General features: G+C 59.6%; 33 protein-coding genes and 1 pseudogene. 15 read left to right on the top strand and 19 right to left on the bottom strand.

Annotation, left to right across the window (positions count from 1 at the left end; all coding sequences use genetic code 11):
* The first annotated feature begins 49 nt into the window (after positions 1 to 49).
* The 3 genes from FH041_RS06865 (at position 50) to FH041_RS22690 (ending at position 1084) form a co-directional block, all read left to right on the top strand.
* Complete coding sequence (locus tag FH041_RS06865) at positions 50 to 406, top strand: hypothetical protein (protein WP_027916392.1); 357 nt, start codon at positions 50 to 52, stop codon at positions 404 to 406.
* A 201-nt stretch (positions 407 to 607) separates the two neighbouring features.
* A complete protein-coding gene (locus tag FH041_RS06860; RefSeq protein WP_027916391.1) occupies positions 608 to 796 on the top strand; it encodes a hypothetical protein in 189 nt (62 codons plus the stop codon).
* A 120-nt stretch (positions 797 to 916) separates the two neighbouring features.
* Positions 917 to 1084: a hypothetical protein gene (locus FH041_RS22690; RefSeq protein WP_165919287.1), complete on the top strand. Its 168-nt coding sequence runs from the start codon at positions 917 to 919 to the stop codon at positions 1082 to 1084.
* Positions 1085 to 1191: 107 nt separating this feature from the next.
* On the opposite strand, the gene FH041_RS06855 is transcribed toward FH041_RS22690, so the two are convergent.
* Together FH041_RS06855 and FH041_RS06850 are read right to left on the bottom strand one after the other, a co-directional pair.
* Positions 1192 to 1569: a VOC family protein gene (locus FH041_RS06855; RefSeq protein ID WP_088523787.1), complete on the bottom strand. Its 378-nt coding sequence runs from the start codon at positions 1567 to 1569 to the stop codon at positions 1192 to 1194.
* An 89-nt stretch (positions 1570 to 1658) separates the two neighbouring features.
* Positions 1659 to 2096, bottom strand: coding sequence for an acetyltransferase (locus tag FH041_RS06850; RefSeq protein WP_088523786.1), 438 nt, complete (start codon positions 2094 to 2096; stop codon positions 1659 to 1661).
* A gap of 170 nt (positions 2097 to 2266) precedes the next feature.
* Here FH041_RS06850 and FH041_RS06845 point away from each other — a divergent pair, with 170 nt between their 5' ends.
* The 6 genes and pseudogenes from FH041_RS06845 to arsH all read left to right on the top strand — a co-directional run bounded on the left by FH041_RS06845 (position 2267) and on the right by arsH (position 6538).
* A complete protein-coding gene (locus FH041_RS06845) occupies positions 2267 to 2683 on the top strand; it encodes a hypothetical protein (protein WP_028687865.1) in 417 nt (138 codons plus the stop codon).
* Between the two features lie 496 nt (positions 2684 to 3179).
* Positions 3180 to 3596 (top strand): annotated as a pseudogene (locus tag FH041_RS06835) (transposase); the annotation flags it as partial.
* Positions 3597 to 3664: 68 nt separating this feature from the next.
* A complete protein-coding gene (locus tag FH041_RS06830) occupies positions 3665 to 4015 on the top strand; it encodes a metalloregulator ArsR/SmtB family transcription factor (RefSeq protein WP_088523785.1) in 351 nt (116 codons plus the stop codon).
* Between the two features lie 19 nt (positions 4016 to 4034).
* Positions 4035 to 5324 (top strand): arsenic transporter, encoded by a 1290-nt coding sequence (locus tag FH041_RS06825; RefSeq protein WP_140174291.1) that lies wholly within the window; start codon positions 4035 to 4037, stop codon positions 5322 to 5324.
* Positions 5325 to 5333: 9 nt separating this feature from the next.
* On the top strand, positions 5334 to 5804 hold the full coding sequence (locus FH041_RS06820; RefSeq protein WP_059184053.1) for an arsenate reductase ArsC: 471 nt from the start codon (positions 5334 to 5336) through the stop codon (positions 5802 to 5804).
* A gap of 56 nt (positions 5805 to 5860) precedes the next feature.
* Positions 5861 to 6538: an arsenical resistance protein ArsH gene (gene arsH, locus FH041_RS06815; protein ID WP_230396049.1), complete on the top strand. Its 678-nt coding sequence runs from the start codon at positions 5861 to 5863 to the stop codon at positions 6536 to 6538.
* Between the two features lie 683 nt (positions 6539 to 7221).
* Here arsH and FH041_RS06805 read toward each other — a convergent pair.
* Positions 7222 to 7554, bottom strand: coding sequence for a hypothetical protein (locus FH041_RS06805; RefSeq protein ID WP_088523783.1), 333 nt, complete (start codon positions 7552 to 7554; stop codon positions 7222 to 7224).
* 196 nt (positions 7555 to 7750) lie between these two features.
* Here FH041_RS06805 and FH041_RS22945 point away from each other — a divergent pair, with 196 nt between their 5' ends.
* Complete coding sequence (locus FH041_RS22945) at positions 7751 to 8050, top strand: hypothetical protein (RefSeq protein ID WP_027916381.1); 300 nt, start codon at positions 7751 to 7753, stop codon at positions 8048 to 8050.
* A 464-nt stretch (positions 8051 to 8514) separates the two neighbouring features.
* On the opposite strand, the gene FH041_RS06790 is transcribed toward FH041_RS22945, so the two are convergent.
* Complete coding sequence (locus tag FH041_RS06790) at positions 8515 to 8772, bottom strand: hypothetical protein (RefSeq protein ID WP_088523782.1); 258 nt, start codon at positions 8770 to 8772, stop codon at positions 8515 to 8517.
* 316 nt (positions 8773 to 9088) lie between these two features.
* Here FH041_RS06790 and FH041_RS06785 point away from each other — a divergent pair, with 316 nt between their 5' ends.
* Complete coding sequence (locus FH041_RS06785) at positions 9089 to 9397, top strand: hypothetical protein (protein WP_088523781.1); 309 nt, start codon at positions 9089 to 9091, stop codon at positions 9395 to 9397.
* Between the two features lie 35 nt (positions 9398 to 9432).
* On the opposite strand, the gene FH041_RS06780 is transcribed toward FH041_RS06785, so the two are convergent.
* The 3 genes from FH041_RS06780 to FH041_RS06770 all read right to left on the bottom strand — a co-directional run bounded on the left by FH041_RS06780 (position 9433) and on the right by FH041_RS06770 (position 10426).
* On the bottom strand, positions 9433 to 9669 hold the full coding sequence (locus tag FH041_RS06780; RefSeq protein ID WP_305955534.1) for a hypothetical protein: 237 nt from the start codon (positions 9667 to 9669) through the stop codon (positions 9433 to 9435).
* Positions 9670 to 9793: 124 nt separating this feature from the next.
* Positions 9794 to 10000, bottom strand: a complete 207-nt coding sequence (locus tag FH041_RS06775) for a hypothetical protein (RefSeq protein ID WP_028687870.1) — start codon at positions 9998 to 10000, stop codon at positions 9794 to 9796.
* Positions 10001 to 10117: 117 nt separating this feature from the next.
* Entirely contained in the window at positions 10118 to 10426 is a 309-nt protein-coding gene (locus FH041_RS06770; protein ID WP_059184049.1) for a hypothetical protein, read from the bottom strand.
* A 214-nt stretch (positions 10427 to 10640) separates the two neighbouring features.
* On the opposite strand from FH041_RS06770, the gene FH041_RS06765 reads away from it, so the two are divergent.
* Positions 10641 to 10967, top strand: a complete 327-nt coding sequence (locus FH041_RS06765; RefSeq protein WP_027916377.1) for a hypothetical protein — start codon at positions 10641 to 10643, stop codon at positions 10965 to 10967.
* A 93-nt stretch (positions 10968 to 11060) separates the two neighbouring features.
* Here FH041_RS06765 and FH041_RS22685 read toward each other — a convergent pair whose 3' ends face one another.
* On the bottom strand, positions 11061 to 11231 hold the full coding sequence (locus FH041_RS22685; protein ID WP_023533860.1) for a hypothetical protein: 171 nt from the start codon (positions 11229 to 11231) through the stop codon (positions 11061 to 11063).
* Positions 11232 to 11366: 135 nt separating this feature from the next.
* On the opposite strand from FH041_RS22685, the gene FH041_RS06760 reads away from it, so the two are divergent.
* Complete coding sequence (locus FH041_RS06760) at positions 11367 to 11885, top strand: methylated-DNA--[protein]-cysteine S-methyltransferase (protein WP_059184048.1); 519 nt, start codon at positions 11367 to 11369, stop codon at positions 11883 to 11885.
* Here FH041_RS06760 and FH041_RS06755 read toward each other — a convergent pair.
* Together FH041_RS06755 and FH041_RS06750 are read right to left on the bottom strand one after the other, a co-directional pair.
* Positions 11870 to 12112, bottom strand: a complete 243-nt coding sequence (locus FH041_RS06755) for a hypothetical protein (RefSeq protein ID WP_027916375.1) — start codon at positions 12110 to 12112, stop codon at positions 11870 to 11872. The genes FH041_RS06760 and FH041_RS06755 overlap by 16 nt on opposite strands.
* Positions 12109 to 12849, bottom strand: coding sequence for a carbon-nitrogen hydrolase family protein (locus FH041_RS06750; RefSeq protein ID WP_140174290.1), 741 nt, complete (start codon positions 12847 to 12849; stop codon positions 12109 to 12111). The genes FH041_RS06755 and FH041_RS06750 overlap by 4 nt, the downstream gene beginning before the upstream one ends.
* 114 nt (positions 12850 to 12963) lie before the next feature.
* On the opposite strand from FH041_RS06750, the gene FH041_RS06745 reads away from it, so the two are divergent.
* Entirely contained in the window at positions 12964 to 13656 is a 693-nt protein-coding gene (locus tag FH041_RS06745) for a metallophosphoesterase (RefSeq protein WP_140174289.1), read from the top strand.
* On the opposite strand, the gene FH041_RS06740 is transcribed toward FH041_RS06745, so the two are convergent.
* Both FH041_RS06740 and FH041_RS06735 read right to left on the bottom strand, forming a co-directional pair.
* A complete protein-coding gene (locus FH041_RS06740) occupies positions 13637 to 14248 on the bottom strand; it encodes a LysE family translocator (RefSeq protein WP_140174288.1) in 612 nt (203 codons plus the stop codon). The genes FH041_RS06745 and FH041_RS06740 overlap by 20 nt on opposite strands.
* Before the next feature lie 97 nt (positions 14249 to 14345).
* Entirely contained in the window at positions 14346 to 15167 is an 822-nt protein-coding gene (locus tag FH041_RS06735; protein WP_088523776.1) for an AraC family transcriptional regulator, read from the bottom strand.
* 128 nt (positions 15168 to 15295) lie between these two features.
* Here FH041_RS06735 and FH041_RS06730 point away from each other — a divergent pair, with 128 nt between their 5' ends.
* Positions 15296 to 15919: a LysE family translocator gene (locus tag FH041_RS06730; protein WP_088523775.1), complete on the top strand. Its 624-nt coding sequence runs from the start codon at positions 15296 to 15298 to the stop codon at positions 15917 to 15919.
* A 42-nt stretch (positions 15920 to 15961) separates the two neighbouring features.
* Here the strand turns inward: FH041_RS06730 and FH041_RS06725 are convergent, their stop codons facing one another.
* The 7 genes from FH041_RS06725 to FH041_RS06695 form a co-directional block, all read right to left on the bottom strand.
* Entirely contained in the window at positions 15962 to 18436 is a 2475-nt protein-coding gene (locus FH041_RS06725; RefSeq protein WP_140174287.1) for an autotransporter outer membrane beta-barrel domain-containing protein, read from the bottom strand.
* 132 nt (positions 18437 to 18568) lie between these two features.
* Complete coding sequence (locus FH041_RS06720) at positions 18569 to 18844, bottom strand: peptidylprolyl isomerase (RefSeq protein ID WP_027916368.1); 276 nt, start codon at positions 18842 to 18844, stop codon at positions 18569 to 18571.
* Positions 18845 to 18919: 75 nt separating this feature from the next.
* A complete protein-coding gene (hbdH, locus tag FH041_RS06715) occupies positions 18920 to 19690 on the bottom strand; it encodes a 3-hydroxybutyrate dehydrogenase (protein WP_028687875.1) in 771 nt (256 codons plus the stop codon).
* Positions 19691 to 19868: 178 nt separating this feature from the next.
* The gene (locus FH041_RS06710) at positions 19869 to 20150 is read right to left on the bottom strand and encodes a peptidylprolyl isomerase (RefSeq protein WP_027916366.1); all 282 of its coding nucleotides are present in this window, start codon (positions 20148 to 20150) and stop codon (positions 19869 to 19871) included.
* A 36-nt stretch (positions 20151 to 20186) separates the two neighbouring features.
* The gene (locus tag FH041_RS06705; protein ID WP_042139876.1) at positions 20187 to 21296 is read right to left on the bottom strand and encodes a 3-deoxy-7-phosphoheptulonate synthase; all 1110 of its coding nucleotides are present in this window, start codon (positions 21294 to 21296) and stop codon (positions 20187 to 20189) included.
* A 570-nt stretch (positions 21297 to 21866) separates the two neighbouring features.
* Positions 21867 to 22175 carry a hypothetical protein gene (locus FH041_RS06700; RefSeq protein ID WP_027916365.1) on the bottom strand — a complete coding sequence of 103 codons (309 nt, stop codon included), beginning with the start codon at positions 22173 to 22175 and terminating at the stop codon, positions 21867 to 21869.
* A 98-nt stretch (positions 22176 to 22273) separates the two neighbouring features.
* On the bottom strand, positions 22274 to 23569 hold the full coding sequence (locus FH041_RS06695) for an MFS transporter (RefSeq protein ID WP_028687876.1): 1296 nt from the start codon (positions 23567 to 23569) through the stop codon (positions 22274 to 22276).
* Positions 23570 to 24238: the final 669 nt, after the last annotated feature.

Below are 24238 nucleotides of genomic sequence, written 5' to 3'. Positions count from 1 at the left end.
CGCGCAGATGCCGGGCTGATACGGTCTCGACTTTCAGGAGATAGAAAATATGCGAAACATCATAGTCGGGTCGGGCTTGGCATTGCTGGCGGGGTGTGCGAGCGTTGGCGACACCCGAAGCAATCCGCCACTGCTGGACTTGAAGTCGTCAAGGCCACCCCAGCAGGTTGCCGAGTGCATCCGAGATGCCTGGCAGAACACCACGGTGCTGGGGGTAAGTGTCGGCGGTATCTTGCAGACATCTGGCGACCGCTACGCTGTCTTGGCGCCTGACGCGCAGACGCCTATCCATTTGGTCGATGTGGCATCAGCACCAAGTGGTTCGACTGTCCGTTATCACTTCTATCGCACCTGGCAGTCACCGCTGGAGCGCGTGACAGATGCGGTCAGGTCATGCGCCGGTTGACCTATCCGGGGTGGATAGCTTTTCAATGGTCGCTGACTGCTACCGAGCGCGTGGTGGCCACGCTCAAGGCCACGGTGCCCGCCACTGAGGAGTACAGCATCAATGAATGCTGTGGCGTGCTGCATTCCCTAACCTAAGAACACATAATGCAGCACAGAGGACGCACGACAGGGTGCGGCTCAAGGCACGAAAGGACGGCCAATGACCGAGAAGGAGGAGCTGGAGCTTGAGAAGCTCCAAGCTGAAATTCACAAGCTCACCGCCGAGGCGCGAAAATTGATCGCCGAGGCCAACAAAATGAAGCGCGAGACGCTGTTTTACCCCTTTGTCGCGGTGGGAGGGCTAGTCACCGTCATCGTTACCGCTGCGGCCTTCATTCAAAAGCTCTAGCCTGCCGTCCTGAGAAACAGGCTTGCGCCGAGTGGTCTTGAGCTTTACGCCAATTCGGCCGACACTATCGCCATAGGGTCTAGCAACAGGCGTGACCTGGCATCACAAGCGAGGGCGACCATGAGCCATGATCAAGTTATCAAGCAGATGAAAGAGAACCTGGCACAGCTGGGCAGTGAGGTCCGCGAGGGCACGCAGCACCAAGCGCGCAGCATCTTTCTGTCGGCTGCTGCGGGCGCAGTCTTCGCTTTGGCGACGAGCTGGGTAGCGTTCAAGCTCTTTTCCTGATCGGTCGGGGCCGTTACCGGCAAGCCCCAACCCCATAGCCTGCTTGGTTTTCTCGAGAGCACCCAGGCCTGTCTGGATCGCGCTTCATTCTGCTCCTGTAAACCCTGCTAGAGTCGCTCCGATATCTCTATCAAGTTGAGATCCGGGTCGCGCACATAAACGGATCGGATAGGTCCCGTGGCGCCGGTGCGTTGAACGGGGCCCTCGATAATTGGCCACTGCTGTGCTTCTAGATGGGCCACGACTTTCTCAAGGCTGATCGAGGCGATGAAGCAGAGGTCCAACGCGCCTGAGACTGGCAAGTGAGCCTTGGGTTCGAATTCGTGGCCACGCACGTGTACGTTGATCTTTTGCTCACCGAAGCGCAAAGCCAAGCGCCCGGCACCGAAAATTTCCAGGTTCATACGCATGACGCGGGTATAGAAATCCTTGCATGCCTCGACATCGATGGTTGTCAAAACGAGGTGATCCAGATGGTTGATCATTTCACTGCCTCCCTGGGTGAGCAGTTGGTTTTCGATGAAGGTTTCGTAATGGTCAATGAGCGGACCAGTAGCACCCCACGGCTGCAGTGCTAGCCGGGCAAGCTCAGGTGCAGCAAGGGGAACGGGCGGCCCTCACCATCGAGAGGGGAGCGGCCTGTTTGGATAAAACCATAATGCAGATAGAACCCGACCGCTTTCGGATTCTGCTCATTCACATCAACGCTAATTTGGCCGCGTGAACGCCGGGCGTGATCCAGTAGCGCGCGGCCGATGCCTTCACCTCGCCGATTGGGTTCGATAAACAGCATTTCTACGTGGCTTACGTTAAGCCCGATGAACCCAAGCGGGCCGTTTACGGCATCCTCTGCCATCCATAATTCGACAGCCGGCAGGTAGCTATCGCGCAGTTGAGCAAACAACGCCTCGATATCGGCTTCCTGTAGGAAATGGTGAGTGGCACGAACGGCGCGCAGCCAAAGGTCGAGCAACTGCGGATGGTCGGTATTAGTAGCCTGGCGAATGATCATGGCATCATCCTTAACGGGTGATAGCGGAAAAAGAGGGGTGGCAGGGAAGATAGTGAGTCTAAGCGTGGCACATCGGTAGGGTGGCCGAACGAGCAGCGCCTGGAGCGTGGTTTTGACGAGGCCAATTGTAACGTATGGCTCATCCACTGTATTTGACCTGACGTGACCTGATGAAAAATTATCGATATCTGCTCATGGCCACTGTCGTGCTTTCGAGCTGCACTGCGCAACCTGTACGGCCGGTTATGGGTGAGGCTCAGTACAAGGGTTTTGCGCTGTCATCCATTACAGGTGAGCAGTGCGCGCTCACTGGGATGCTGGATGTCGACCTGGCCGCCGCCAATAGTGTGATGCTCGAGGCGCGAGCTGCGGCGTTCGAGTATGACCCAGCAAGGATGGAAATTGAGCGTCGGCAAGCCGCTATCGACCTGCAGCGTGGGCATGGCGTGACTGAGCCTGTCTGTCATGCGCTTGCTTATGAGGTATTGAGAGCGCTGGCGGTGCGCAGGATCGAAGATCAGTCAGCGCTGCAGCACAAGCGCATGACCTTGCAGGCAATGAAGCAGGCGCGCGGTGTTCTTCCCTGACCTACTGATAACCGGGACATAGTAGCTGATGGCCGCAATTTTCCGGCACACGTCAATTCATGCGGATACAAGGCGCGATGAATCAGAACGACGACAGCGACTGCGATCGTTAGAGTGCAGCACAGGTGGTGATAAACGTGCAGGCCATGCTTAGGCGGTTTCAGAGATGGTTTACACCAGCGCGCAAACGATGGGCGGGGGGGGCATTGATCGTTATCGCGTTGGTGGGTATGGCGATGAATCCCGCGAGCAGGTGGCCTTGGGTGTTGGCGACAGGCGTGATATGGCTGCTCGCGGCCTGGTTACCCAGAAGATGACAGATCGTTAGTCGCAACTGCTGGTGCTCGATCCGCTGTCGCTAGCGTGGCTGTCCCCGATAGGGCGCTATTGCTGGCGTGATGGCAGTCGTAGTGTAACCGTCCGGCAACCACATCTTCCCCGCACGACTGCTGAAGGCCATGGAGCCCCCTAAGTTTGAGTGGACACCATTTCTGGTCCATCAAGCGGATTTCCTATGCAGCCTCGTTTTCTGGGCTCGTGGAATGGCTAGTTGGTCTGCGATGACTTTGCAGGTTACAACGCCAGCTTCGTACAGGGCTTGTTCGACATTGGCTGTATGGCCCATGCCCGTCGCAAATTCTTTGACCTGTTCGCTTCGAATGTGCCCATCCATAACAATCAGGGGGGAAATGAGATTCGCCCATGGGCCCTCGGTCGTTCGAACTGGCTCCTTGCCAGGTCGTTACGCAGCGGTAAACGGGCAGCGGCGATCATGAGCCTGATCCAGTCAGCACGGTTGAATGGACATGATCCATACGCCTACCTGAAAGACGTCCCTAGTCGTCTGCCAACCCAAAGGGTAAGCGAGTTTCCTGATCTGCTTGCGCATACGTGGGCGCCTGAAGCGAGATGAGCCGCTTCCAATTGCGGCTACATATCTGTAAATTCGCATATGCGTAGAATCGAATATAAAGGTTGGTCATGCTCATTCAGCCGCCTATTTTCTTTAAATGCCTTGGTGACGAAACCCGCGCCCGGATCATGCTCATGCTCGCAGCTGAGGGTGAGCTGTGCGTCTGTGAACTGATTTGGGCACTCGACGACAGCCAGCCGAAGATCTCACGCCACCTGGCTCAGCTTCGTACCTGCGGGCTGCTGGAGGATCGTCGGCAGGGCCAATGGGTTTACTACCGTCTTCATCCGGAACTGCCCCTATGGGCACTGGATGTACTTCAGGCGACGCTCGAGGCTAACCGCACTTGGCTCGGTGATGACCAAGGTCGCCTTGCTTCCATGGAAGGTCGCCCGGTACGCCAGGTTTCCTGTTGCTAAGTGTTATTGGAGACCCGAGATGTTGTTGGCAGTGTCTATTTTTCTGGTAACGCTGGTACTGGTGATCTGGCAACCCCGAGGGCTTGGCGTGGGTTGGAGTGCGTCTGCCGGAGCGGTGGTCGCGTTGCTAACTGGCGTTGTTGCGCTCAGTGATATCCCGGTGGTCTGGCACATTGTGTGGAACGCAACGGCGACGTTCATTGCGGTGATCATCATCAGCCTCCTGCTGGATGAGGCAGGCTTTTTCGAGTGGGTAGCGCTTCATGTGGCTCGTTGGGGGAGAGGCAGCGGGGCACGCCTGTTTGCACTACTGGTACTCTTGGGTGCAGCTGTCTCGGCCCTGTTTGCTAATGATGGCGCAGCATTGATTCTGACCCCCATTGTCATCGCAATGCTTACGGCGCTGCGCTTTAGCCCGGCAGCAACCTTGGCTTTCGTGATGGCTGCCGGCTTCATTGCCGACACTGCCAGCTTGCCGCTGGTTGTCTCGAACCTTGTGAACATCGTCTCTGCCGATTTTTTCGACATCGGATTTGGTCAGTACGCCTCGATTATGTGGCCGGTGAATCTGGCCAGTGTCGGGGCGACGCTAGGCATGCTTTGGTTGTTTTATCGAAAAGAGGTACCGCTGGCGTACTCACCCGAAGAACTACCGCGACCAGAAGAGGCCATCAAGGATCGCCATACGTTCATTGCTGGCTGGTGGGTGTTGCTGCATCTGCTAGTCGGTTTGTTCGCCCTTGAGCCCCTAGGCATACCGATCAGTGCTGTCGCCGCTGTATGCGCACTGGTGTTGCTGATAATTGCCGCGAAAGGGCATGTGATCTCGACCCGCAAAGTCATGCTCAACGCACCCTGGCAGGTCGTATTGTTTTCACTTGGCATGTATCTGGTGATCTACGGCCTGAAGAATGCAGGGCTGACAGAAGGACTCGGCTCATTGTTCGGCACCTTCGCCGATCATGGTCTGTGGGTTGCGACACTCGGCACCGGTTTCACGGCTGCGCTGCTGTCATCTGTCATGAACAACATGCCCAGCGTGCTGATTGGTGCCTTGTCGATTCAGGACAGTGGCGCGACGGGGCTCGCCCACGAAGCCATGGTGTACGCCAACATCATCGGCTGCGACCTTGGCCCCAAGATAACCCCCATCGGTAGTCTGGCGACGCTGCTGTGGCTGCATGTCCTGGCTCAGAAAAACATCCGCATCACTTGGGGTTACTACTTCAAGGTTGGCTGCGTAATCACTTTCCCCATTCTGCTGCTGACACTGGCAGCGCTTGCCGTGCGCTTGAGCATCAGCAGGTAGGAGTAACTTATGAAGATGCTGTTCATGTGTACGGCCAATAGCTGTCGCAGCGTCCTGTCCGAAGGACTGTTCAACCATGTTGCGCCGGACGGCTTCACGGCCATCAGTTCGGGCAGCCTCCCCAGCGGCAAACTAAATCCCCGTGCGGTGAGCACGCTGCAAGGACTGGGTGTCGACACGTCCGCCCTTTATAGCAAGGGATCAGAAGCGTTCGCGGACTCGCCACCCGATATCGTGATCACTGTGTGCGACAAGGCAAGTAGCGAAGCCTGTCCGGTGTATTTTGGCCCGGCCATCAAGAGCCACTGGGGGCTGCCTGACCCATCGGAAGTGGATGGCAGCGACGAGGCTATTCAGGTCGCATTCGACGCAACGGTTGAACACATCAAAAGGCGGTTCGCAGCGTTATTCGCGTTGGATCTGAAGACACTTCAAGGCGACGACCTGAAGCAGGCTTTGGATCGGATTGGAGCATTGTGATGAACGAGTTCGATATCGACTCTGCCGAGGCCTTTCCTGCCCTCGATCTGTTGCTGATGGATCTGCCCACTGCCGATAAGCTTAACCTGGCTGATGCGTCGAACGTCAAACCACGCATCCTTCTGCTCTATGGATCGACCAGAGAGCGTTCGTTCAGTCGTCTCTTGACGCAAGAGGCCGCTAGACTGCTCCAGTACATGGGCGCCGAGACGGTGATTTTCGATCCGTCAGGTTTGCCCTTGCCGGATGACGCGCCAGTCGAACACCCGAAGGTACAAGAGCTGCGTAATCTGGTGCTGTGGTCAGACGGACAGGTATGGTGTTCCCCCGAGCGTCATGGCGCTATGTCCGGGGTATTCAAAGCGCAGATCGATTGGATTCCTTTGACCCTGGGTGCCGTGCGGCCAACCCAAGGCAAAACACTCGCGGTGATGCAGGTGTGCGGCGGGTCTCAGTCATTCAACGCTGTGAACCAGATGCGTGTGTTAGGTCGATGGATGCGCATGCTGACCATCCCGAATCAGTCGTCCGTGCCGAAGGCGTATCTGGAGTTCGACGATGCTGGCCGAATGAAACCTTCGCCGTACTATGACCGCGTGGTCGATGTGATGGAGGAACTGGTGAAGTTCACGCTGCTGGTTCGTGGCCGTGAGGGCTATTTGGTAGATCGATATTCGGAGCGAAAAGAAAGCGCTGAAGCTCTATCGGCCAGGATAAATCAACGCTCCATCTAGGAATCGCTTGGATGGGATGTCAGCCATTACGCAACTTCAATTGCAACGTGTAATGGCTGGTGCGCTTACGTCGTAGCTTCGTATCGAGCAGGTTGTGGTCAGGCGCGTGGTCTCGTCGTTGTCCATGAAGGGCACGGAGGAGGGAGGGCTGATCTGGCTGGAGTCGGTTGAACGGTTGAGTTCAGCGTGCCCTGGCTTATCTGTGCGCTTGAACAAGCGGGCCAAGAAAGCAGGCATGACTAGTCCTTTCTTAAAAGCCTGTTGAGCAGCCCCTCTTGGTGCACATTGTCGTAGCACCCAGGTTGATTAGGTGGCGTGGCGTCACAGGGGATATTTCGTTGATCCCAGCGACTTCCATAGGGGCTGTTGAAATAATGATTGCACCCCGTAAGCAGGGTCACCACCAGCCCGATCAGTAGACCTTTATTCATTGCACATTCAGCCCTCAAATGTCTCACGTAGTACGGTACTGGCAACTGGCAGGGCAGATTAAAGTCGAATCGGATAGGTCCGTTGACTCAGCGGTAAGTTTCGCCCCTTTACGCAGCCAGCGCGCGTCATCTCCCATCGTTCAACGTTCATCATGCCGCTGATAAACACGCTTTCTACAAGAAGCCGATCAAGCGCATGCTCTCGAATTCTGACACCTAGTGAGATGCCTGATCGGCCACCGCCAAAGCATATTAGCCATTGACCCGCACAGCCAGCAAAGCCCGTTCCTTGCTCAACGGCTTGAGCAGGCCTGGCTGCTCTCCGATTTTCATGAACAGATAGTAGTCTCCGCGCTCGCCAAGGAGAATGCGATAGACCTGGGCAGTTCTGTCGGTGCTGGGCGAAGTCAATTTGTCCACGAGCAGTGTGTAAGTGGTGACACCCAAGGTGCTCAAGGCCTGTGCAAGTTCGGTATCGATTTTCGCTCGCCATTTCTGCATGACGTGCCGGTGCGCCATGACCGTCAGGGCGATCGCCAACAGTGGCAACACCGCAGCTGCGAAGAAGGTCAGTAACGAATTCATGATTGATGCTCGCGGTAGATGTGCAGTGCGTCCAGGCATCGCTAATGGCGCCCTATCGCGACAGCCCAGCATTATGGCACCGACGTTCCCGCTCGTCTGATCGATGAGGTTCGATGCCATATTTCGCTAGTAGCCCAAGCGGCAGGCGGCTAATGTCCCTCTTAGCGGCCATTAGACTAAAGTATTAGGAGGCGCGATGCGGATACGCGGCAGTGTGTTCTGGTCCTGGGCTGACCCTACGTTGCACCATCGCGCGCACGAAGAGACATTAAGCGACAAGACGTCGATTAATGTACAGGTTCGTCTGTCCCGAAAAGGCCTCGTTCAGCTGTTCATAGGTGTCTATGCCCCTGGCGGCGTGCCTGTCTATGAGGAGGCGTTCGACGACCGCCCAAAGGAGTCCATGTCCCGGGCATTGGCCTGGGGCGTCATGAGGGCCCGCGAAGTGGCTTCTTTCAATTCCCAGAGCATCCCCAAGAGCGGTCATGGAACATGATGGCTGCCGATACATCTGAACTGCTGAGCGCAACAAATGCCCAACGTTTCACACGTTGAGGAGTTTGAACATGACTGAACAGCAACCTGAACCCAAAAAAGATCAGGTACCGGCTCACGCCACCGAGGAGGAAAAAGCGCGACTCAAGGACAAGAACAAGGATGGCATTCCGCCTGGAGTCGCCTGACAGTCTTTACCGGGCATGAACTTCTGAATGCCACCGCTTATCTGATTCAGGCGCCGGGTCATTCGGCTCAGGACAGTCGTTTCTCAAGCGGAAAGTTGCGTATGTTTTCAGAGGACTTCTACGGTATCTACCTTGTTGTGGAGGCGGTGGTGGCTTTCGTCGTGCTGGCGATCGCTGCTCATTGGAGTCAGGGTACTTGAGGGTGCGAGACGGCACGGGTCAATCCTGTGCCGTCTGCAGCTGCATCTCTGGGGATTTATTTCAGCCAACTACCCGCTCAACCCCTGATCATCTCCAGCCGTTCGCGGCCTGCTTCGGTAATCGCGCTCTCGCCCTCGTCACTGATGCGGTACCGTCCCGATGGCAGCTTGTGAATCGAGAACCGCACCAGCCCGCTGCGGGCAAGCGCTTGTCCGGCTTCATAACTCATTGCATTTTCCAGATCGTAAACCTTGATCTCACCAATCTTGAAACGTGAAAACGCAATGAGTGCTGAATCGATGACGTCTTGGCTGACGGAATGAACGTGTTCCATTTGACTTCCCAGTTCGTGAGTGGCCCGGTCCATGGACATAAGCAACGGACCTTGGCAGTTCGTCGAAAGGCGAACGCTACTACGCTTGGTACGAGACGTGTACTGGGTTTGCATCCACGCTGGATGCAAACCCAGCGACATGACCGCGGCACTGGGAGTGCCCGATGCTTTTCCCCACGACAGCTAACTGAATACTGAAGTAGCAGCCAAGCGCGTAGAGGCGTCATGAGCACTTTGCTTTTGACGCACTCAACCGCAATACTTCGCGTATTCAATCGGAGGAAAGTGCGTGGAAACAAGAAGTGCTGTAGCTGAAATGTTCATTGGCATCCCAACACATTTCTGGGTATTGCCCGTGGCAGGCCTGATCGCGTATTACGGCGTCAAATGGTCAGCCAGGCCTACACCACGCGCGCACTGGATCAAAGGGGCAGCCTACTTGCTGCTGATCGCCCTGGCCTTGATCCCGAACGCACTTTACGCGCTCATGCCGCCTGCCCCCGGTCCTGAGCAGCTCATCGACAACCACCCTGTGCCCAACTATGCCGGCCGCTTCTACCTGGACCTGTTCTACGTATTCGGCGGCTGGGCGCTGAGCAAGGTGGTCAAGCTCAGGTTTCATTGAGACGATCTTCGGGGGATGGGATTGTACTCAATGCGTCACTTGTTACGCACGGCAGGGCTAAGTGAGCGTTGCATCTTGGTTGCCACCTCCCGTAGGGCTTCGGTTACCTGTGCAAGGGCTTCAATGTGTGCGTTCACGTCGATCTGATCCGGATGAGCACCCCGCGCCTGCATGAAGCGCGCATGGCCGTTCATGGCTTTGCCAAGTTCTTCTAGATGATCTGCGGTTTTGACCAAGTCCGATTTGATGCAGTCAAGTGATTCCATGAACATGTTGACTCGATGGGCGATGCGTTCAACGTTAGCATGTTTGTCAGCCGCTGCGCTTGGCCCGGCTTCCAGCAACGGAAGGGAACGCCTGTGCCCACGCTCTTTCTGCACCTGCCTACGACCCCAATCAGGAGGGTGCTTGATCTTCGGATTGCACCATTAGAACCGATCCCTGAGCGTCAGTACCCAGCAAGGCCGGGCCACTATCAACACGCGTTTCGGCAAGCGCTGTATCAGGGGAGCGAAAGATCTGCTGACGCTGCTCGGGGCTCACGAGGGTTATCAGCTTACCGTTCTGGTAAAACAACCGCGTTTGTTTAGACGACTCGTTCATGGGCTCGGCATCCTTGGCTGAAGGGTTCGCGTGCCGGGATTGGCCTGATGACATTGCCACCCTATACCTGCCCTTGCTACTGGCAGAACTGTCAGGCGACAACCTGCACAGCGCCGCCTACTCTATCAAGCGTTCCGGGTTGAAGAAAAAAGAGGCGATCAGAACTGCGGCGATAACACCACTGGCGTCAGCCAGGAACAACGACAATGAGTGACTGTTGCCTGCTGTTGCGCCCAGGCCTGTAGCAAAATTCACCCCATGCGGGAATGCAGCGACCATCAGCAGCACGCTGGCCAGCAGGCAAGCGAGCAGCTTCATGTACAACCTGCCGAACGCCAGCCCGTAGGTCCAGAACACCAGGATGCACACCACGGCCAGACCGGTCGATGTTGCAAATTGTGCAAGCACTTCTAGCCACCACACCATGTAGGACTCCAGCGAATCGCCTAATTAAATCAGTCAAGCAGTGCCCACATTTGTGTGGCTGTGCATGATTGCTCATCAGAAACAAGACAGGCTGCATTCGTTCCGCACGCCGGTAAAAAAGGGCAACCGTGATGTTTCCGGAATTCGACGATGGTCCATTCCTCCTTGGCCCTTTCACTTGCTAAAATGCCCGCGACTGATCGAGGCCAAAGAAATGCCTAACTTCCTGTATGTCGTGGCGGCGCTGTGTGTAGCACTCGTGGGCTGCGCTTCACCCGGCAAGCCCACTGCAAGCAAGCTCACATCCAAAACGCCCCAGCAATATGCCGCCTGCGTTATGCCGCAATGGCAGGCCTTGGCACCCAATTCAACGCAGAAATCCATCCCCCATGGCGTACGCATGACGGCGCCTAGTGCGGTGACGACCGATGATGTGCTGGAGGTGATCGAGTCGGGGGAGGGTAGCCGCGCGACATTCTATAAAGGCAGCTTTCTGTCGGGCGACAAGCTAAGGGTGGCGGCACGCGAATGCCTTGAGTGACAGGTGCGTCAGGCGGGTTTGCAGGCGGGCGTGATCGCAGGAAAAAGGGCGGTCCTTCGCCTATTCAAGAGCGTGGTAGTTGCGGCGCGCCGTTCATTGAAGCAGTGCAGGCTTGCGTGCGGTTTTGCGGCGTACTACATTGCATACCCAGCGCTTGCCACACCGGTAAGGCGCGCGGATGAACGTCAGGTCAGCGATCAACCTGGCCCCTTGTGCCTTCAGGGCTTGTGCGAGTTGTGCGAGCGTCTCAGCTTCGATAGTCATGATTCACCTCGTCAGTTTCTTGCAGCGTTCACAAGTGTTGACCGGTGCCGATTCGCAGTAATTCAGTTCCATTACGGTTAGTCGCTTTGTCATAAGCACCCACCGCAAGCTGCCTTTTAATTTCCGAGTAGCGGTATGCCTAGCCTGTACACCCTCATGCCATCGATGGTTGGCACGCTGACCCTTGTCTCTCGGGATCAAAGGCTGATCGCCGTGCTGTGGGAGCAGGAGCGGGAAAACAGAGTGCGTCTTGGTCCGTTGCAGCGTGACGATCACTGCCCCGTTCTGATCGAAACCGCACGTCAACTGACCGAATACTTCGCCGGCTCACGTCAGTGTTTCGATCTGGCCCTGGAATTCTCTGGGACGGCGTTTCAGCGTCGAGTGTGGGACGCATTGCTCTGCATACCCTTTGGTGAAACCCGCACGTATGGTCAGATCGCCCAGCAGATCGGCAACCCCAGTGCCGTGCGGGCGGTAGGCGCTGCCAATGGCCGCAATCCGATTTCGATCATTGCGCCCTGTCATCGTGTGATAGGGACTGGCGGTGGGCTCACCGGCTTTGCCGGTGGCCTGGCCGCCAAACAACTGCTATTGGCCCTCGAAGGCCGGCAGACGTTGCCACTGGACTTGCGGCTTCAGCCCAGCCAGTAGGCGCCAACGCACGACAGTGCAGTCAGAAATGTACCTACCATGAGTGAATACTCCCAGCGCACACGGCGCAATCGTGCCTGAACAGCCCGCAGGTATTGACCTGGGGCAGGCGCATCACGGCGATGGCGCATGCCCTCGGCAATGTCGGCCACCTGGCCATCGATTAGCAACCCGATCACGTAGTAGCTTAGCCCGTAGCTCGCCAGTGCCAGTACCAGGTAAATCACGCGGGCGCATCCAGCGGCATCACGCTGGCAGTGCCAGCCTCGTTGTCCAGCAGCAGCAGGCCTTCGCTGTGGGAGTCCAGGCAAGCCAGCAGGCGACCCTCACTGTCCCACGCCGCAGAACCACCGGCCGCCAGGAACTCGCCGGCGGGTCCAACGCAGTTGGCCATCAGCACGGTCAGGCCCAGTTCGCGCGCCACCTGCGGATAATGCATGTGTCCTTCGCTTACGCCTTTTGCCGTCTTGGCCACACTCACCAGATAGATGTCTGCCCCTCGTTCTCGTGCCGATGCAGCATGTGCCATGAACATCGATTCATAGCAGATGGCGGGCGCAATTTGGTGATGCGCCGTCTGAATCAGCGAGGTGCTCACCCCTGCGTTGAAGTAGGGCAGTTCATCTTCGTGCAGACGCTGTTTTGCATAGGCTTGGCGTGGGGCGCCCGGGGTGAAGATCGGCATGCCGATCTGGATGCCGTTCGGGGTTGGCAACGGTAATCCCGCCGCAACGAGGATGCCCAGGCGGTCACTTGCCGCTTGCAGCGGGTCCAGGCGTGGGGAGCCCAGGGGCAGCGCAGCCTGACGGGCAATGGTGGGTTCGTAACCGGTCAACGACAACTCGGGAAAGACGATCACGGCAGCGCCCAGCCTCGCAGCTTGTTCGATGCAGGCCAGATGACGCCTGACGTTGGTCGCCACATCGCCCTTGAATGAACCCAGTTGTGCAGCGCACAGATTCATGACACTTCCTTCCCTGGCACGTGATCGCCGAGCATACTCCCGACCAGCCGCTTGTGCCATGCTGCCCAGGCAAAGTCCTAGAAAGTCTTTGTCTACTTGCAAAGGAATAAGGTCATGCAGCGTTTCCAGCTTGTCGGTGCCAATGTTCAAGGTCGGGATCTGGCCGTCGGAGACATACACGGCCATTTCGACCGGTTGCAGCAAGGCCTGGACGCCGTCGGTTTCAACAAGGAAAAGGATCGGCTATTCAGCGTCGGCGACCTGGTCGATCGCGGGCCCTTTAGCCGGGCAGCCCTGCATTGGCTGGAGCAGCCATGGTTTTATGCGGTCCAGGGCAACCACGAGTCGCTGGCGATCAACCTGGTCCGTGGCGGCCGGCTGGACCTGGCGATGTACCGTGCAGCAGGGGGTGGGTGGTTCATCGATTCGACGGCCGCTGAGCAGCTGCGCTTCGTCGAGCGTTTCGAACAGATGCCGATCGCCTTGCAGGTCGAGTCGGCAAGCGGCCCCATTGGCCTGTTGCATGCCGACAGCCCGTTCGACGACTGGTCCACCCTGCGTACCTGGCTCGAACTGGACGATGACCCAGACGTGCTTGAAACCTGCCTGTGGTCAAGGCGACGTTTGAAGCAGGCCGATACCACGCCCGTAAAAGGGTTGCGCGCCCTGCTGGTCGGTCATACCACTGTCCAGTCTGTCAGGCAGTTGGGCAATGTGTGGCACCTGGATACCGGGGGATGGACCAGTGGGCATTTCAGCCTGATGGACCTGCGTACACTGAAGCTGGTCAACGCCAGGCCAGCGTGATCAGCAAACCGATGCCGAGCAGTAGCAACACGAGGCCTGACAGCCGTTCGATTAAGGGCAGGGCACTGCTGAATCGCCGCAGCACCCGCGGGTGGCCTATGCTGACAGCGACTAGCAGGTCCCAGGCAAGCACCGCGCAGAACATCCAGATGCCGTACGACAACAGCCACATAGTAGAGCTGCCCGCTACCAGGCTGGCCAGGCTTGCGTAAAACAACCCATTTTTCGGATTGAGCAGGCCGGACAGCAGGCCCATCTGCAGGTTGCGCCACCAGGTGGGTGCGCTGCTGGCCGAAGTCGGGGACACGCTGGCACTGCCGGCATGTCGCAGAAACGCAATACCCAGATAGACCAGGTAAACCGCACCGGCCAGTTGCAACAGCTCGAACAGCGCGCTGCCCTCGTGCAGTATGGACACCCCGGTGAAGGCCAGCACGATGAATACCCCGTTGCCCAGGGCAATGCCCACACATGCGCCGCTGGCCACGCGCCAGCCACTGGCAATTGCGGTTCGGGCAATCAGGAAGAAATCCGGCCCGGGCGACAACAGCGCCAGGAAGTGGGCAAGGGCAATCAGGATAAATGCTTGCATGGTCGCAGGTGGCTCGGCGCTTGAGATCAGTTGCCTGAGTGTGCGAGTGCAGGCACGCTGCGTATTGAACAATATTGCAGGTGGTGACCGCGCAGCCTTACTTCATGGTCTGAGCCTTGAGGTAATGCCCCGGTGTGATCCCGACATGCGCCTTGAATACCCGCTGAAAATGGCTTTGATCGGCGAACCCCAGGTCGTGGGCGACCTCAACCAGTCGGTGACCCTGCCGGAGCAGTTGACGGCCCCGGTTGATCCTGGCGTTGAGCAAGTAGGCGTGCGGCGTCAGGCCTGTGGCAGCCCGAAACGCGCGAATCAGTTGATAACGACCAAGGCCTGCTTCCCGGGCCAATGACTTCACGGTCAGGCGAGCCGGATCCTGGTCGTGCAGGGTCGTCAGCAAATCCTGCAGCGCTGGGGCTTGAAGGACGGGTGCTGCGGCCAAGGGCGAGAAGGTGTCGAAATCCATGTCGCACAGAAAAGCGATCAGCTCGGCCTCCTTTTGCATCGGGGCCGCCTCGGAAAACAGCACGTCGTTGAGTTGGCAGAATCGGTGGTACGCTTCGGCATCCCGGCTGACACGCGCCGGTTGTTCAGGCGCGCCGCAGGGCAGGCCGGACTCAGTGCGCAGCTCAGCCAGCCAGCGCGCATCCACATGCAGCATCTGGTAGCTCCAGGGCTGGTCTGCCTCGGGGTTGCAGGCATGGACCCGGTGCGCGGGGACCGCCACCAGCGTACCGGGGGTGAGCCGCTCGGTCCCGCAGCCTGCACCTGTGAACAGGCTGGAACCCGTGTCCACGGCACCGATGGAGAAGGTCGGATGGCTATGGGCTTTGTAGCAGGCCCGGCTGTTGCAGGCGCGGCGGCTCTCGACCTGCGGCAAGCGCGGATCTCGCCACAGGCGGGTATTGGAACGCGGCATCGGAAAGTCCTCGTGATGGCTGACAGCTTAAACAGACGCTGCTGGCCCGTACAGTTGTCGCGCGTGACTGTACCTTGACGCTGCGGCCTGGTACCTGCGATACAGCCCTAAATCTAGAGGATAGAGGGATGGACCTTGCCAGCCTGATGCTTTTCATACCGGCCTGCTTTGCCCTGAACATGGCACCAGGTCCCAACAACCTGTTGTCGCTGCACAATGCCAGTCGCTATGGGTTGCGCGCCGCTTGCCTTGCCGGGGTAGGGCGCCTGTTTGCTTTCAGCGGCATGATAGGCCTTGCGGCCATGGGCCTGGCCGTGGTCCTGCATACCAGCGAAACCCTGTTTCTGGCGATAAAAGTGGTGGGGGCGGTGTATCTGTTCTATCTGGCGTGGCAACTGTGGCGTGCGCCAGTGGCCGCGGCCGTCGATGCTGGGTACTCGGCGCACAGTGGGTGGCGCCTGGCGCGTCAGGAGTTCATGGTTGCAGCAGGCAACCCGAAAGCCATCCTGATATTTACAGCCTTTCTGCCACAGTTCGTATCGGTCGCCAGCCCCGTGCCGGTAGGCCAACAGTTCCTGTTACTAGGGGTTTTGTTTCTACTGCTGGAATGGGCAGCCATCGCGCTCTACGCTGCAGTGGGCGCTTATTTGCAGCGATGGTTCTCGCGGCCGCGGCCTCGTAGGTTGTTCAATCGCACCAGTGCCGCGCTGCTGGCAAGTGCAGGGGCAGGGCTGTTGGTCGTTCGGCGTTAGTCAAGGGCAGGGCGCGCGATGGTCGCGCGCCCCGCTTACTTGTCAGAACTGCCAGCGTACGCCCAGGTTGACGCCGCTGGCCTCTTGTTCACGGCTATCCAGATGCGTCGTGTACTGAATCCCGCCGTGCACGCTCAACGAAGTATTGAGTTGCGCTGCAACGCCTGCTTCGGCTTGCAGGGCGGTGTAGCGGTAATCAGTCTTGACCTTGTCCGTCTTGTCGAAGACCAGCGCATCCCTGCCGCCGTCCCCATGCCACAGGTTCACTTGCGCGTAGGGCTGCAGCAGCCGGGCCCCGTTGGGCTGGAATCGTCCCTCCAGGCGCAGCCCGATGCGGCCAGTGAGTTCAACCTGCGCGTCATGGTCGATACGCGAGACGCGATCATTTGCGGTATCGAACTTGGTCTTCTGGGCGATGACCTGTGCCTGCGGCTCGATTGCCCAGTGCGATGACAAGGTTACGGGCACGCCGGCTTCCAGCGAAGCGGCCCAGGCGTCCCCGTCCAAGTCCAACTTGTCGCCTCGGTCCGAGCGCGCCCGCCCATCCAAACGGGTGTATTGCAACACGCCATCCAGATAGCCACCTTGCGCACCCACCCAGCTCCAGTACGCACCTGCGCTTTTTCCATCCAGGCGCAAGTCACCGACGCTACGGTTCTCCTGGGCCAACGCGAAGCCCTTGACACCGGCCGTCAGGCGAGACTGGCTGAGGTATACCCCAGCGTGTTGACGGGCACCGCTATCACTCACATGAGCGTACACGTCCTGACCAACCTTGAAGCCATACAGGTCGCCATCGAGGCTGGGGCTGACCGTACCACTCCACTGTTGACGGAGTGCGCCGCCGTAGGCCTGACCCCAGGCAGCGGGCAGTGCGCCCTGGCCCTCCAGCAACTGCTGGTCGCCCTGACGCTGATGGAAGGTGCCCAGCCCCTGACGCACCACGATGGCTGCCCCCCTGGGGGCGGCGGCGTAGACCGCGACCTCGGGACGATACAGCGGCAGGCTCTGGTTGCCGGCGATCGGGGCGGGCAAGTCCAGTTGCCCTGGGGCTGGAGCGGCAACCGGCGGGGTAACCGCCGGCTGTTCGGGCGCCGGCTCGGCAGGGACCTCGGGTTCGGGCTCAGCCGGCGGCGTCACCACAGGTGGCGCCACCAGCGTCGAGCGCAGGTACCAGTTGTTCTCGCTGCCAGCGGTAACACCACCTTTGAACAATCGATAGTCGTAGGCACCCGCCGAAAGGGTTTGCGTTTGCACGAAGGCGGTAGCCGTACTGGTGGCACCGTCGCGTGCCTCCACGACCTGAATGCCGTTCTGGGGTGTCGACGCGCCGGCTCCCCCCAGATTGTTGACGATCAGGCCGGTCGTCCCCGTTATGGACCCGGCGCTGACCACCAGGCGATCGGAGGGCGCATTGTCACCGGCCAGCACACTGTTCACGCGCAACAGGCCGTTTTCGCCGACATAGTCGCCTTGGATGGTAAGACGGCCCAGGGCATCGCCACCCTCGGTAAGGTTGAGCGTTCCGGCGTTACTCACCGATGCGCGTTGCCCTGGGCCAAACGCTGTGATCACGCCCTCGCTTGAGGCAAGGACGCTGTTGCTGTCGAGGGTGAGCCTGCCGGTTCCGGTGCCGGCGTCTCCAAGGACCAGGGTGTCGTTGAGCGCCAGCTGACTAAGATTGGTCAACGCCACCGTCTCCCAGTTGAGGTAGCGAGCACCGCCCACCGCGCGGCTATTGTCGAACGTGAGGATATCGTTGCCTTCGCCGCCATCGATTGTGATGATCAGCGTTTCCGGATTAAGCCCGGAGAGCAGCGCAGTGTCGTCGCCCGGCCCGGCATCGACTTTCCCGCCGATCGCCCCGCCGTCCCAGACGAAGCGATCGTTGCCCGTGCTGAGCAGCACGTCCCCTGCGACGCTGCCGCCATGGATCAGGACGCTGTCGTCGCCGCCGCTGACGCTGATATTGCCGCCAATAGTGCCATCGAAGACCTCGATGTAATCGGTGTCGAACGCGGCAATGACATTCCTGTCAACGCTGCCACCGCGCATGATGAAGGTATTCTTGTCCAGGCGCAGGTTGACGTTTCCGATCCTGCCGCCGTCCATTTCGGCGTAGTCGCCGCTGTCGAAGGTGCCCTTGATCCAGCCGCCGGACATGTAGAAGGTGTCCAGCCCGTCACCCTGGTTGACGTTACCCTCGATCACGCCGCCGCTCATGACGAAGTCATCGATGCCGCCACCCTGATTGACGTTGCCGGCGATCGTGCCGGAGGCCATGTCGATACTGTCCCGGCCTGGGCCAAAGGTGACATCGCCCTCGATGGCGCCGGTGCCACCTGCCGGAAACACCAGACGGTTGTCACCCTCGGTATCCACCAGCGAAGGCGCTGACCCGCTGTCGCAGACATACGTGTCGTTACCGGCCCCAGGGGAAAATGTACAAGCTGCCTGAGCGGATGGCAGGGCCGCGCCCAGCAAACTCAGTGAGCCCACAATCAGTCGTACACGCATAGCAAAGCCTCCATTCAAAGCCAGCGCGCAACGTCAATTGCGCGGGGTCAGGCACTTTTTACAGAGGAAGGCTTGGGAGCGACAACTGGCAGAACTGCTAGTTGCTGGGTATTTGGACGGCAGTGTTGAGACTCAGTCGCGGTAGAACGTCTGCACCAGGTGATAGCCGAATTTGCTCTTCACGGGCCCATGCACAACGCGCAGGGGCTTCTTGAAGATGACCTGGTCGATCGCACCGACCATCTGCCCAGGGCGAATCTCTCCAAGATCACCGCCACGCTTGCCCGAGGGGCAGAGGGAGAACTTCCTGGCGAGCACATCGAACGCCTCACCCTTGGCGATGCGCTGCTTGAGCTTTTCGGCTTCGTCAGCAGTCTTGACCAGGATGTGGCGGGCTTGGGCTTTCATGATCTACCTGTGCATGCAGCGAGAGAAAGCAGCCATTATGCCCGACGCACCGCTACCACCGCGAATCGGCATGGCTTATTGCGCCAGCCATCCACCGTCCATGTTCCAGGCCGCACCGCGCACCTGGCTGCCAGCCTCGCTGCATAGAAACAGCACAAGCTCGCCCAGGTGCTCGGGCGCTACGAACGCTTGTGAAGGCTGTTTTTCCGCGAGCAATTCCCGTTCTGCCTGCTGCGGATCGACGCCGGTTGCAGCACGTGCGTCGATCTGCTGCTGCACCAGCGGCGTCAACACCCAGCCTGGGCACAGGGCATTGCAGGTCACGCCGCTCATGGCGGTTTCCAGCCCTACGACCTTGGTCAGGCCAATCACCCCATGCTTGGCGGCGACATATGCGGCCTTGCCGGTGGAGCCGACGAGCCCATGGACCGAGGCGATGTTGATGATGCGGCCCCAGTTGCGGGCGCGCATACCTGGCAGCACCAGGCGAGTGCCGTGGAAGACCGCAGACAGGTTCAAGGCAATGATCTTGTCCCAGCTGTCCACCGGGAAGTGCTCGACAGGTGCCACATGCTGGATCCCGGCATTGTTGACCAGGATATCCACGGCACCGAATGCCTGTTCGGCAAAGTCCAGCATGGCCTCGATCTGCGCGGCATCGGCAAGATCACCGGGGTGATGGCGCACCTGCACCCCTAATTGCTCAAGGCTGGCGATGGCAGGTGAAGGGTCACCAAAACCGTTGAGCACGATGTTGGCCCCCGCTCGCGCCAGCACATGGGCAATGCCCAGGCCAATGCCGCTGGTGGAACCTGTGATCACTGCTGTCTTGCCTTTGAGGGTCATGCAAAGCTCCCTAACAGCGCGCCGGCGCCGACTGGAACGAAGAAAGCCGTTGGGCATCGCCCGGGATGGGCTGAGCGTAGGAGCGGAGCGGCTGATCAAAGGTTCCGCAGGGGCCTTCGCGTGAGGCCAAAGCAGCGGCTTTGCGCCACTCCCTCCTACCGGGCTTGCTTCGCAGGACTTAGTCCTGGCGGCTGGTCACTTCCAGCAGGTGGTAGCCGAACTGAGTCTTGACCGGACCCTGCACGGTGTTGACCGGGGCGCTGAAGACCACGGTATCGAATTCCTTGACCATCTGGCCAGGACCGAACGAGCCCAGGTCACCACCCTGACGGCTGGACGGGCAGGTGGAGTTGGCCTTGGCGATTTCAGCGAAGTCGGCACCCGCTTCGATCTGGGCCTTGAGTTCGTTGCACTTGTCTTCGCTGTTGACCAGGATGTGACGGGCGGTTGCACGTGCCATGGGGTACTGCTCCTTGGGAGGGTAAAGAGGCAAAGCCTAACGCACTTCAACCGGTCGTGTCTCGCAGGGTTCGGCCTGCCGCTCACCCAAAAGGCGTGCCGCACCCTGCAACAAGGTCTCAGTGGTGCTCCAGCCAAGGCAGCCATCGGTGATGGACACGCCGTATTTCAGCGCCCCGTTGCTCAGGGCCTGACAACCCTCGAACAAGTGCCCCTCGATCATCATGCCGACGATCGAGGTGTCGCCGCTCAATCGCTGTTGCAACACCTCGTTGAAAACAGCCGGTTGCCGGGCGGGGTCCTTGCCACTGTTGGCATGGCTGCAATCGACCATGATGCGCGCAGGCAGGCCTGCTTTGGCGAGCCCCTGACGGGCCAGGGCAAGGCTGTGGGCGTCGTAGTTCGGACCTTGATGGCCACCTCGCAGCACCAGGTGAGTATGCGCGTTACCCAGGGTTTCGACGATCGCAGGGTAGCCCTGTGCATCCATGCCGAAATGCCGGTGGGCATGGGCAGCACTGCGCATGGCGTCCGTCGCGATGGCAACGCCGCCATCGGTGCCGTTCTTGAAGCCTACCGGCAGCGCCAGCCCGCTAACCATTTCTCGATGAATCTGTGATTCGGTGGTGCGGGCGCCGATGGCGGCCCAGGCCAGTACATCGTCGAAGTAGCCAGCGGCCATGGGCTGCAGCAATTCGGTCGCAACCGGCAGGCCCCGTTCGATCATGCCCAGCATCAGCCCCCGCGACAGTGCCAGACCTGCATGCATGTCGTCGCTGCCATCGAGGTGAGGGTCGTAAGCCAGGCCCTTCCAGCCCACCGTCGTGCGCGGTTTTTCCACGTAGGCACGCATCACCAGCAGCATGCGTTCGCCGACCTGTCGGCTCAACGCGGCCAGGCGATCGGCATATTCCAGCGCCGCGCGCGGATCATGCAGCGAGCATGGCCCTACGATGACCAGCAGGCGAGGGTCGCGCCCTTCGAGAATGTCGCAAATGGCTTGGCGGTGCGCCTGGACTTGGTGTGCGAGCGAGGCAGACAACGGCATCTGTTGTTTGAGCAGGTGCGGGCTGGGAAGGCGGCGGCTGACAGCGGTATTGGCAGCTTGGGCTTGGGTCAGGGGCAGGGCGAGGCTGGAGGCTTGCATGAGGGTTTTCCTTGGGCGGACGGCAGGCACTATGGCTGCGCAGTCGGCCCTATCGAGGTGTTCGACAGATCGGTGTTTGGCTATTGGCTGAATCAGTGCCACCTGTGCAGAACCGGTCGGAGGCGGCAGGCTGGCCCGAGCGGACGTGGCTAAATCGCCAGGTGGAGGTGCTGGTTACGTAATAGGTGTCGTATTTCATGAATCTGTCCTCTGGATCGTTTGGGTGTAGGCCTGAAAAAACAAAACCCCCGGTCGGGAGGCCGACCGGGGGTTTGAGTATTCTCATGTTCGGCGGCCCCTCGAAGGTGGACGCCGTGTGGGTATCGGCGCCTAGTGGCTAAACCAATACCCGAAGTAATAGGAGGCAGGTGCGTTCACGCACACGGTCACGACCGCTGCCGGGCGCGGGGCGCGGCCAGTGGTAGTAGCGAGTGTGTGGATGGTTGCTTGCATGCTGCTCTCCAGTGAATGAGCCCGAGCTTACTGCACATTGCGCGGGCCATTCAATGGAAAATTGCTATGAGCGTAATCGATCGGATGATTACGCCGGGTGGTCACTGGACCGTAGTCTTAGTGACTGTCTTGATCTTCAGCTTGACCACCAGTGGCGCCTGCGCCTGAGCCAGTGGCTTCGCCGGTGCTGTTGGAGCCGCCCGCAGCACCGTCATGGGCACCTGCGGCCCCGGCGTTGCTGCTGTCATTGTCACGGCTGCTGCCTGGGGTATTCACGCTGCTGCCTTCACCTGCAGTCTTGCCGCCCATCTGGTCGGTTTTCGGGTGCATGTCGGTGTTGGTGGTGTCAGTGGCGGCCTGACTGGTACCGGCCAGGGTGGCCAAGGCGAAAGCAACGGACAGCGAAAGGCTACGGATGCGAATCATGGCGAAGCTCCTGTGCATGGATTCTGTCATTGCTTTGGCATAGTCCTGCACAGGAGGTGCCCAGAGGGCGACGGATGGTCGGTTAGGGCACGCTTGCCTCAACAGGCCTCGCCGTGGTGCGAAGGCTTGGGTTCGGCCGTTTCCATCGGAGGATGCTCCTGCGCGGCATGCATCAGGTCCTCGGTGACCCGCAGTTCGGCGCCAGTAGGCGAGAAGGTGGTGGAGGCCGTGAACGGGGCAGGGTGTTCCGCGGCCGGGCGCTTGCCGCGCCGCCACAGGAAAAAGCCCACCATCAACAGGTTGACCACGGCAAACGCCCAGAAAAGCCCGGCTTCGCCAAACTCGGTCATCACGGGTGATATCGCCATCGGCGCCATCGCCGAGCCCAGCGAGTTGATTAGCAGCAGCCCTTGGATCATGGGCACCAAGGCATCGGATGGGGCACGGTCGGCTGCATGGCTGACCGCCACCGGATACAAGGTGAACACCCCGCCGCCCAGCAGAAACAGCATCGCCGGCAGCAGGAATGCATCCGAAGGCAGGAACACGGTGACCAATGCCAGCGCAGCGCACACTGCCGCCAGGGCAATCAGCACGTCCTGACGGTCCTTGCGGTCCGACCACCGCCCCACCGGGTATTGCAACAGCATGGCCCCGAGGATGACCCAGGCCATCATGTTGCCTACTTCGCCGACGTCCAGCCCGATACGTTGGAGATACAGCGGCAGCAACGTATAGATCCCGGCAATGGCCACGCCCGAACCAAAGCATCCCACCAGCCCCGAGGGTGCCACGCCCAGCAGTTGCCGCGGCTTGAGCGGCTCTACCTGGTCCAGCAGTGGCGAAACCCGTGGCAGGATCACGATCGGCAACACCGACAGGGCGGTCAGCACACCTGCCAGCATGAAAGGCGCGGTCTCGCCCAGGCGGGTGATCTCGCCAAGCCCTGCCTGAGCCAGCACCCCGGCGCCATAGAAGGCGATCATGTACAAGGCCAGCAGGCGACCGCGGATCTTGGCGTCTCCGGCAAGCAACAACCAGCTCTCGATGACCAGGAACACCCCCACGGCCGCCCAGCCATTGATCAGGCGCAGCACCGACCACCAGGTCACGTCATAGAACAGGCCTTGCAGCAGGATGGTGACGCCGATCAGCGAGGCAAAGCTGGTGTAGGCGCGGATATGGCCGATGCGCAGGATGAGCCGATCATTGAAGATGGCCCCCAGGGTCAGACCGATGAAGTAGGTGGACGAGACGATGCCGATGGTGGTGGCAGACTCGCCAGCCTCGCCGAGTCGCAGGGTGGTCAGAGAAGACATGAAGCCGTTGCCCAGGGCAATGATGAACAGCCCGAGCAGCGGCGCCAGCGCCATGGCCAGCAAACGCGCAGACATAGGTACCTCTAGTTGGATAGGCGAAGGTTGGCCTTTTCGAGCGCTCACGCTGGTCGACCCGGGTAGGGTAGAGGCTGCACGGATGCGACCTGGGCAAGACTCAACCGCTTGGCCATGCAGGAAGACGGCCGGGCGGGGAGGGTTGAGCCTATTTCACATGAGCGTTCATGGGGTCAGGCGCGGACTCGGTCTTGGTTGCCGGTTGCCACCGTTCAAGGCGACGGGCGAAAAGGAAGCGCGATTCTACGGGCTTGCAGGGTTTTGCCAAGGGTTGACTGCCTGCGGCGCAATGCCGCAGTCTCGAAAAGACATGCCAATGTCTTTCCCAGGCAAATCGCCCGCAGTCGCAGTCGCAGTCGCGGCTGCTGTTGCTGTTGCTGTTGCTGTTGCTGTTGCTGTGGCTGTGGCTGTGGCTTTTGCTTCTAAGCGCGCGGTAGCCCAGGCGGCGCAGATCGCGACTTCAGGAGGCCGAGCGCAGGGCTTGCGGAGGGAGGTGACGGGCATGGATGCCCGTCAAGCGCTGGGCCCCAGGATGGGGCCTGCAGCGCGGTCCTCCCGGGAGCAAGCCCGGAGCGAGGGGACCCCGGAGCGTAGCGTAGGGGCCGGATGATAGGAGCAGGCGGTTTTTGCTTACTTTTTGACAAGACAAAAAGTGAGCCGCCGTAAGGG

It is taken from the genome of Pseudomonas sp. SWI7 (genome assembly GCF_006351945.1).
GTDB lineage: Bacteria > Pseudomonadota > Gammaproteobacteria > Pseudomonadales > Pseudomonadaceae > Aquipseudomonas > Aquipseudomonas fulva.
Note: the sequence above shows the minus strand (reverse complement) of the source record. Positions and strands in the feature narration are given on the sequence as shown.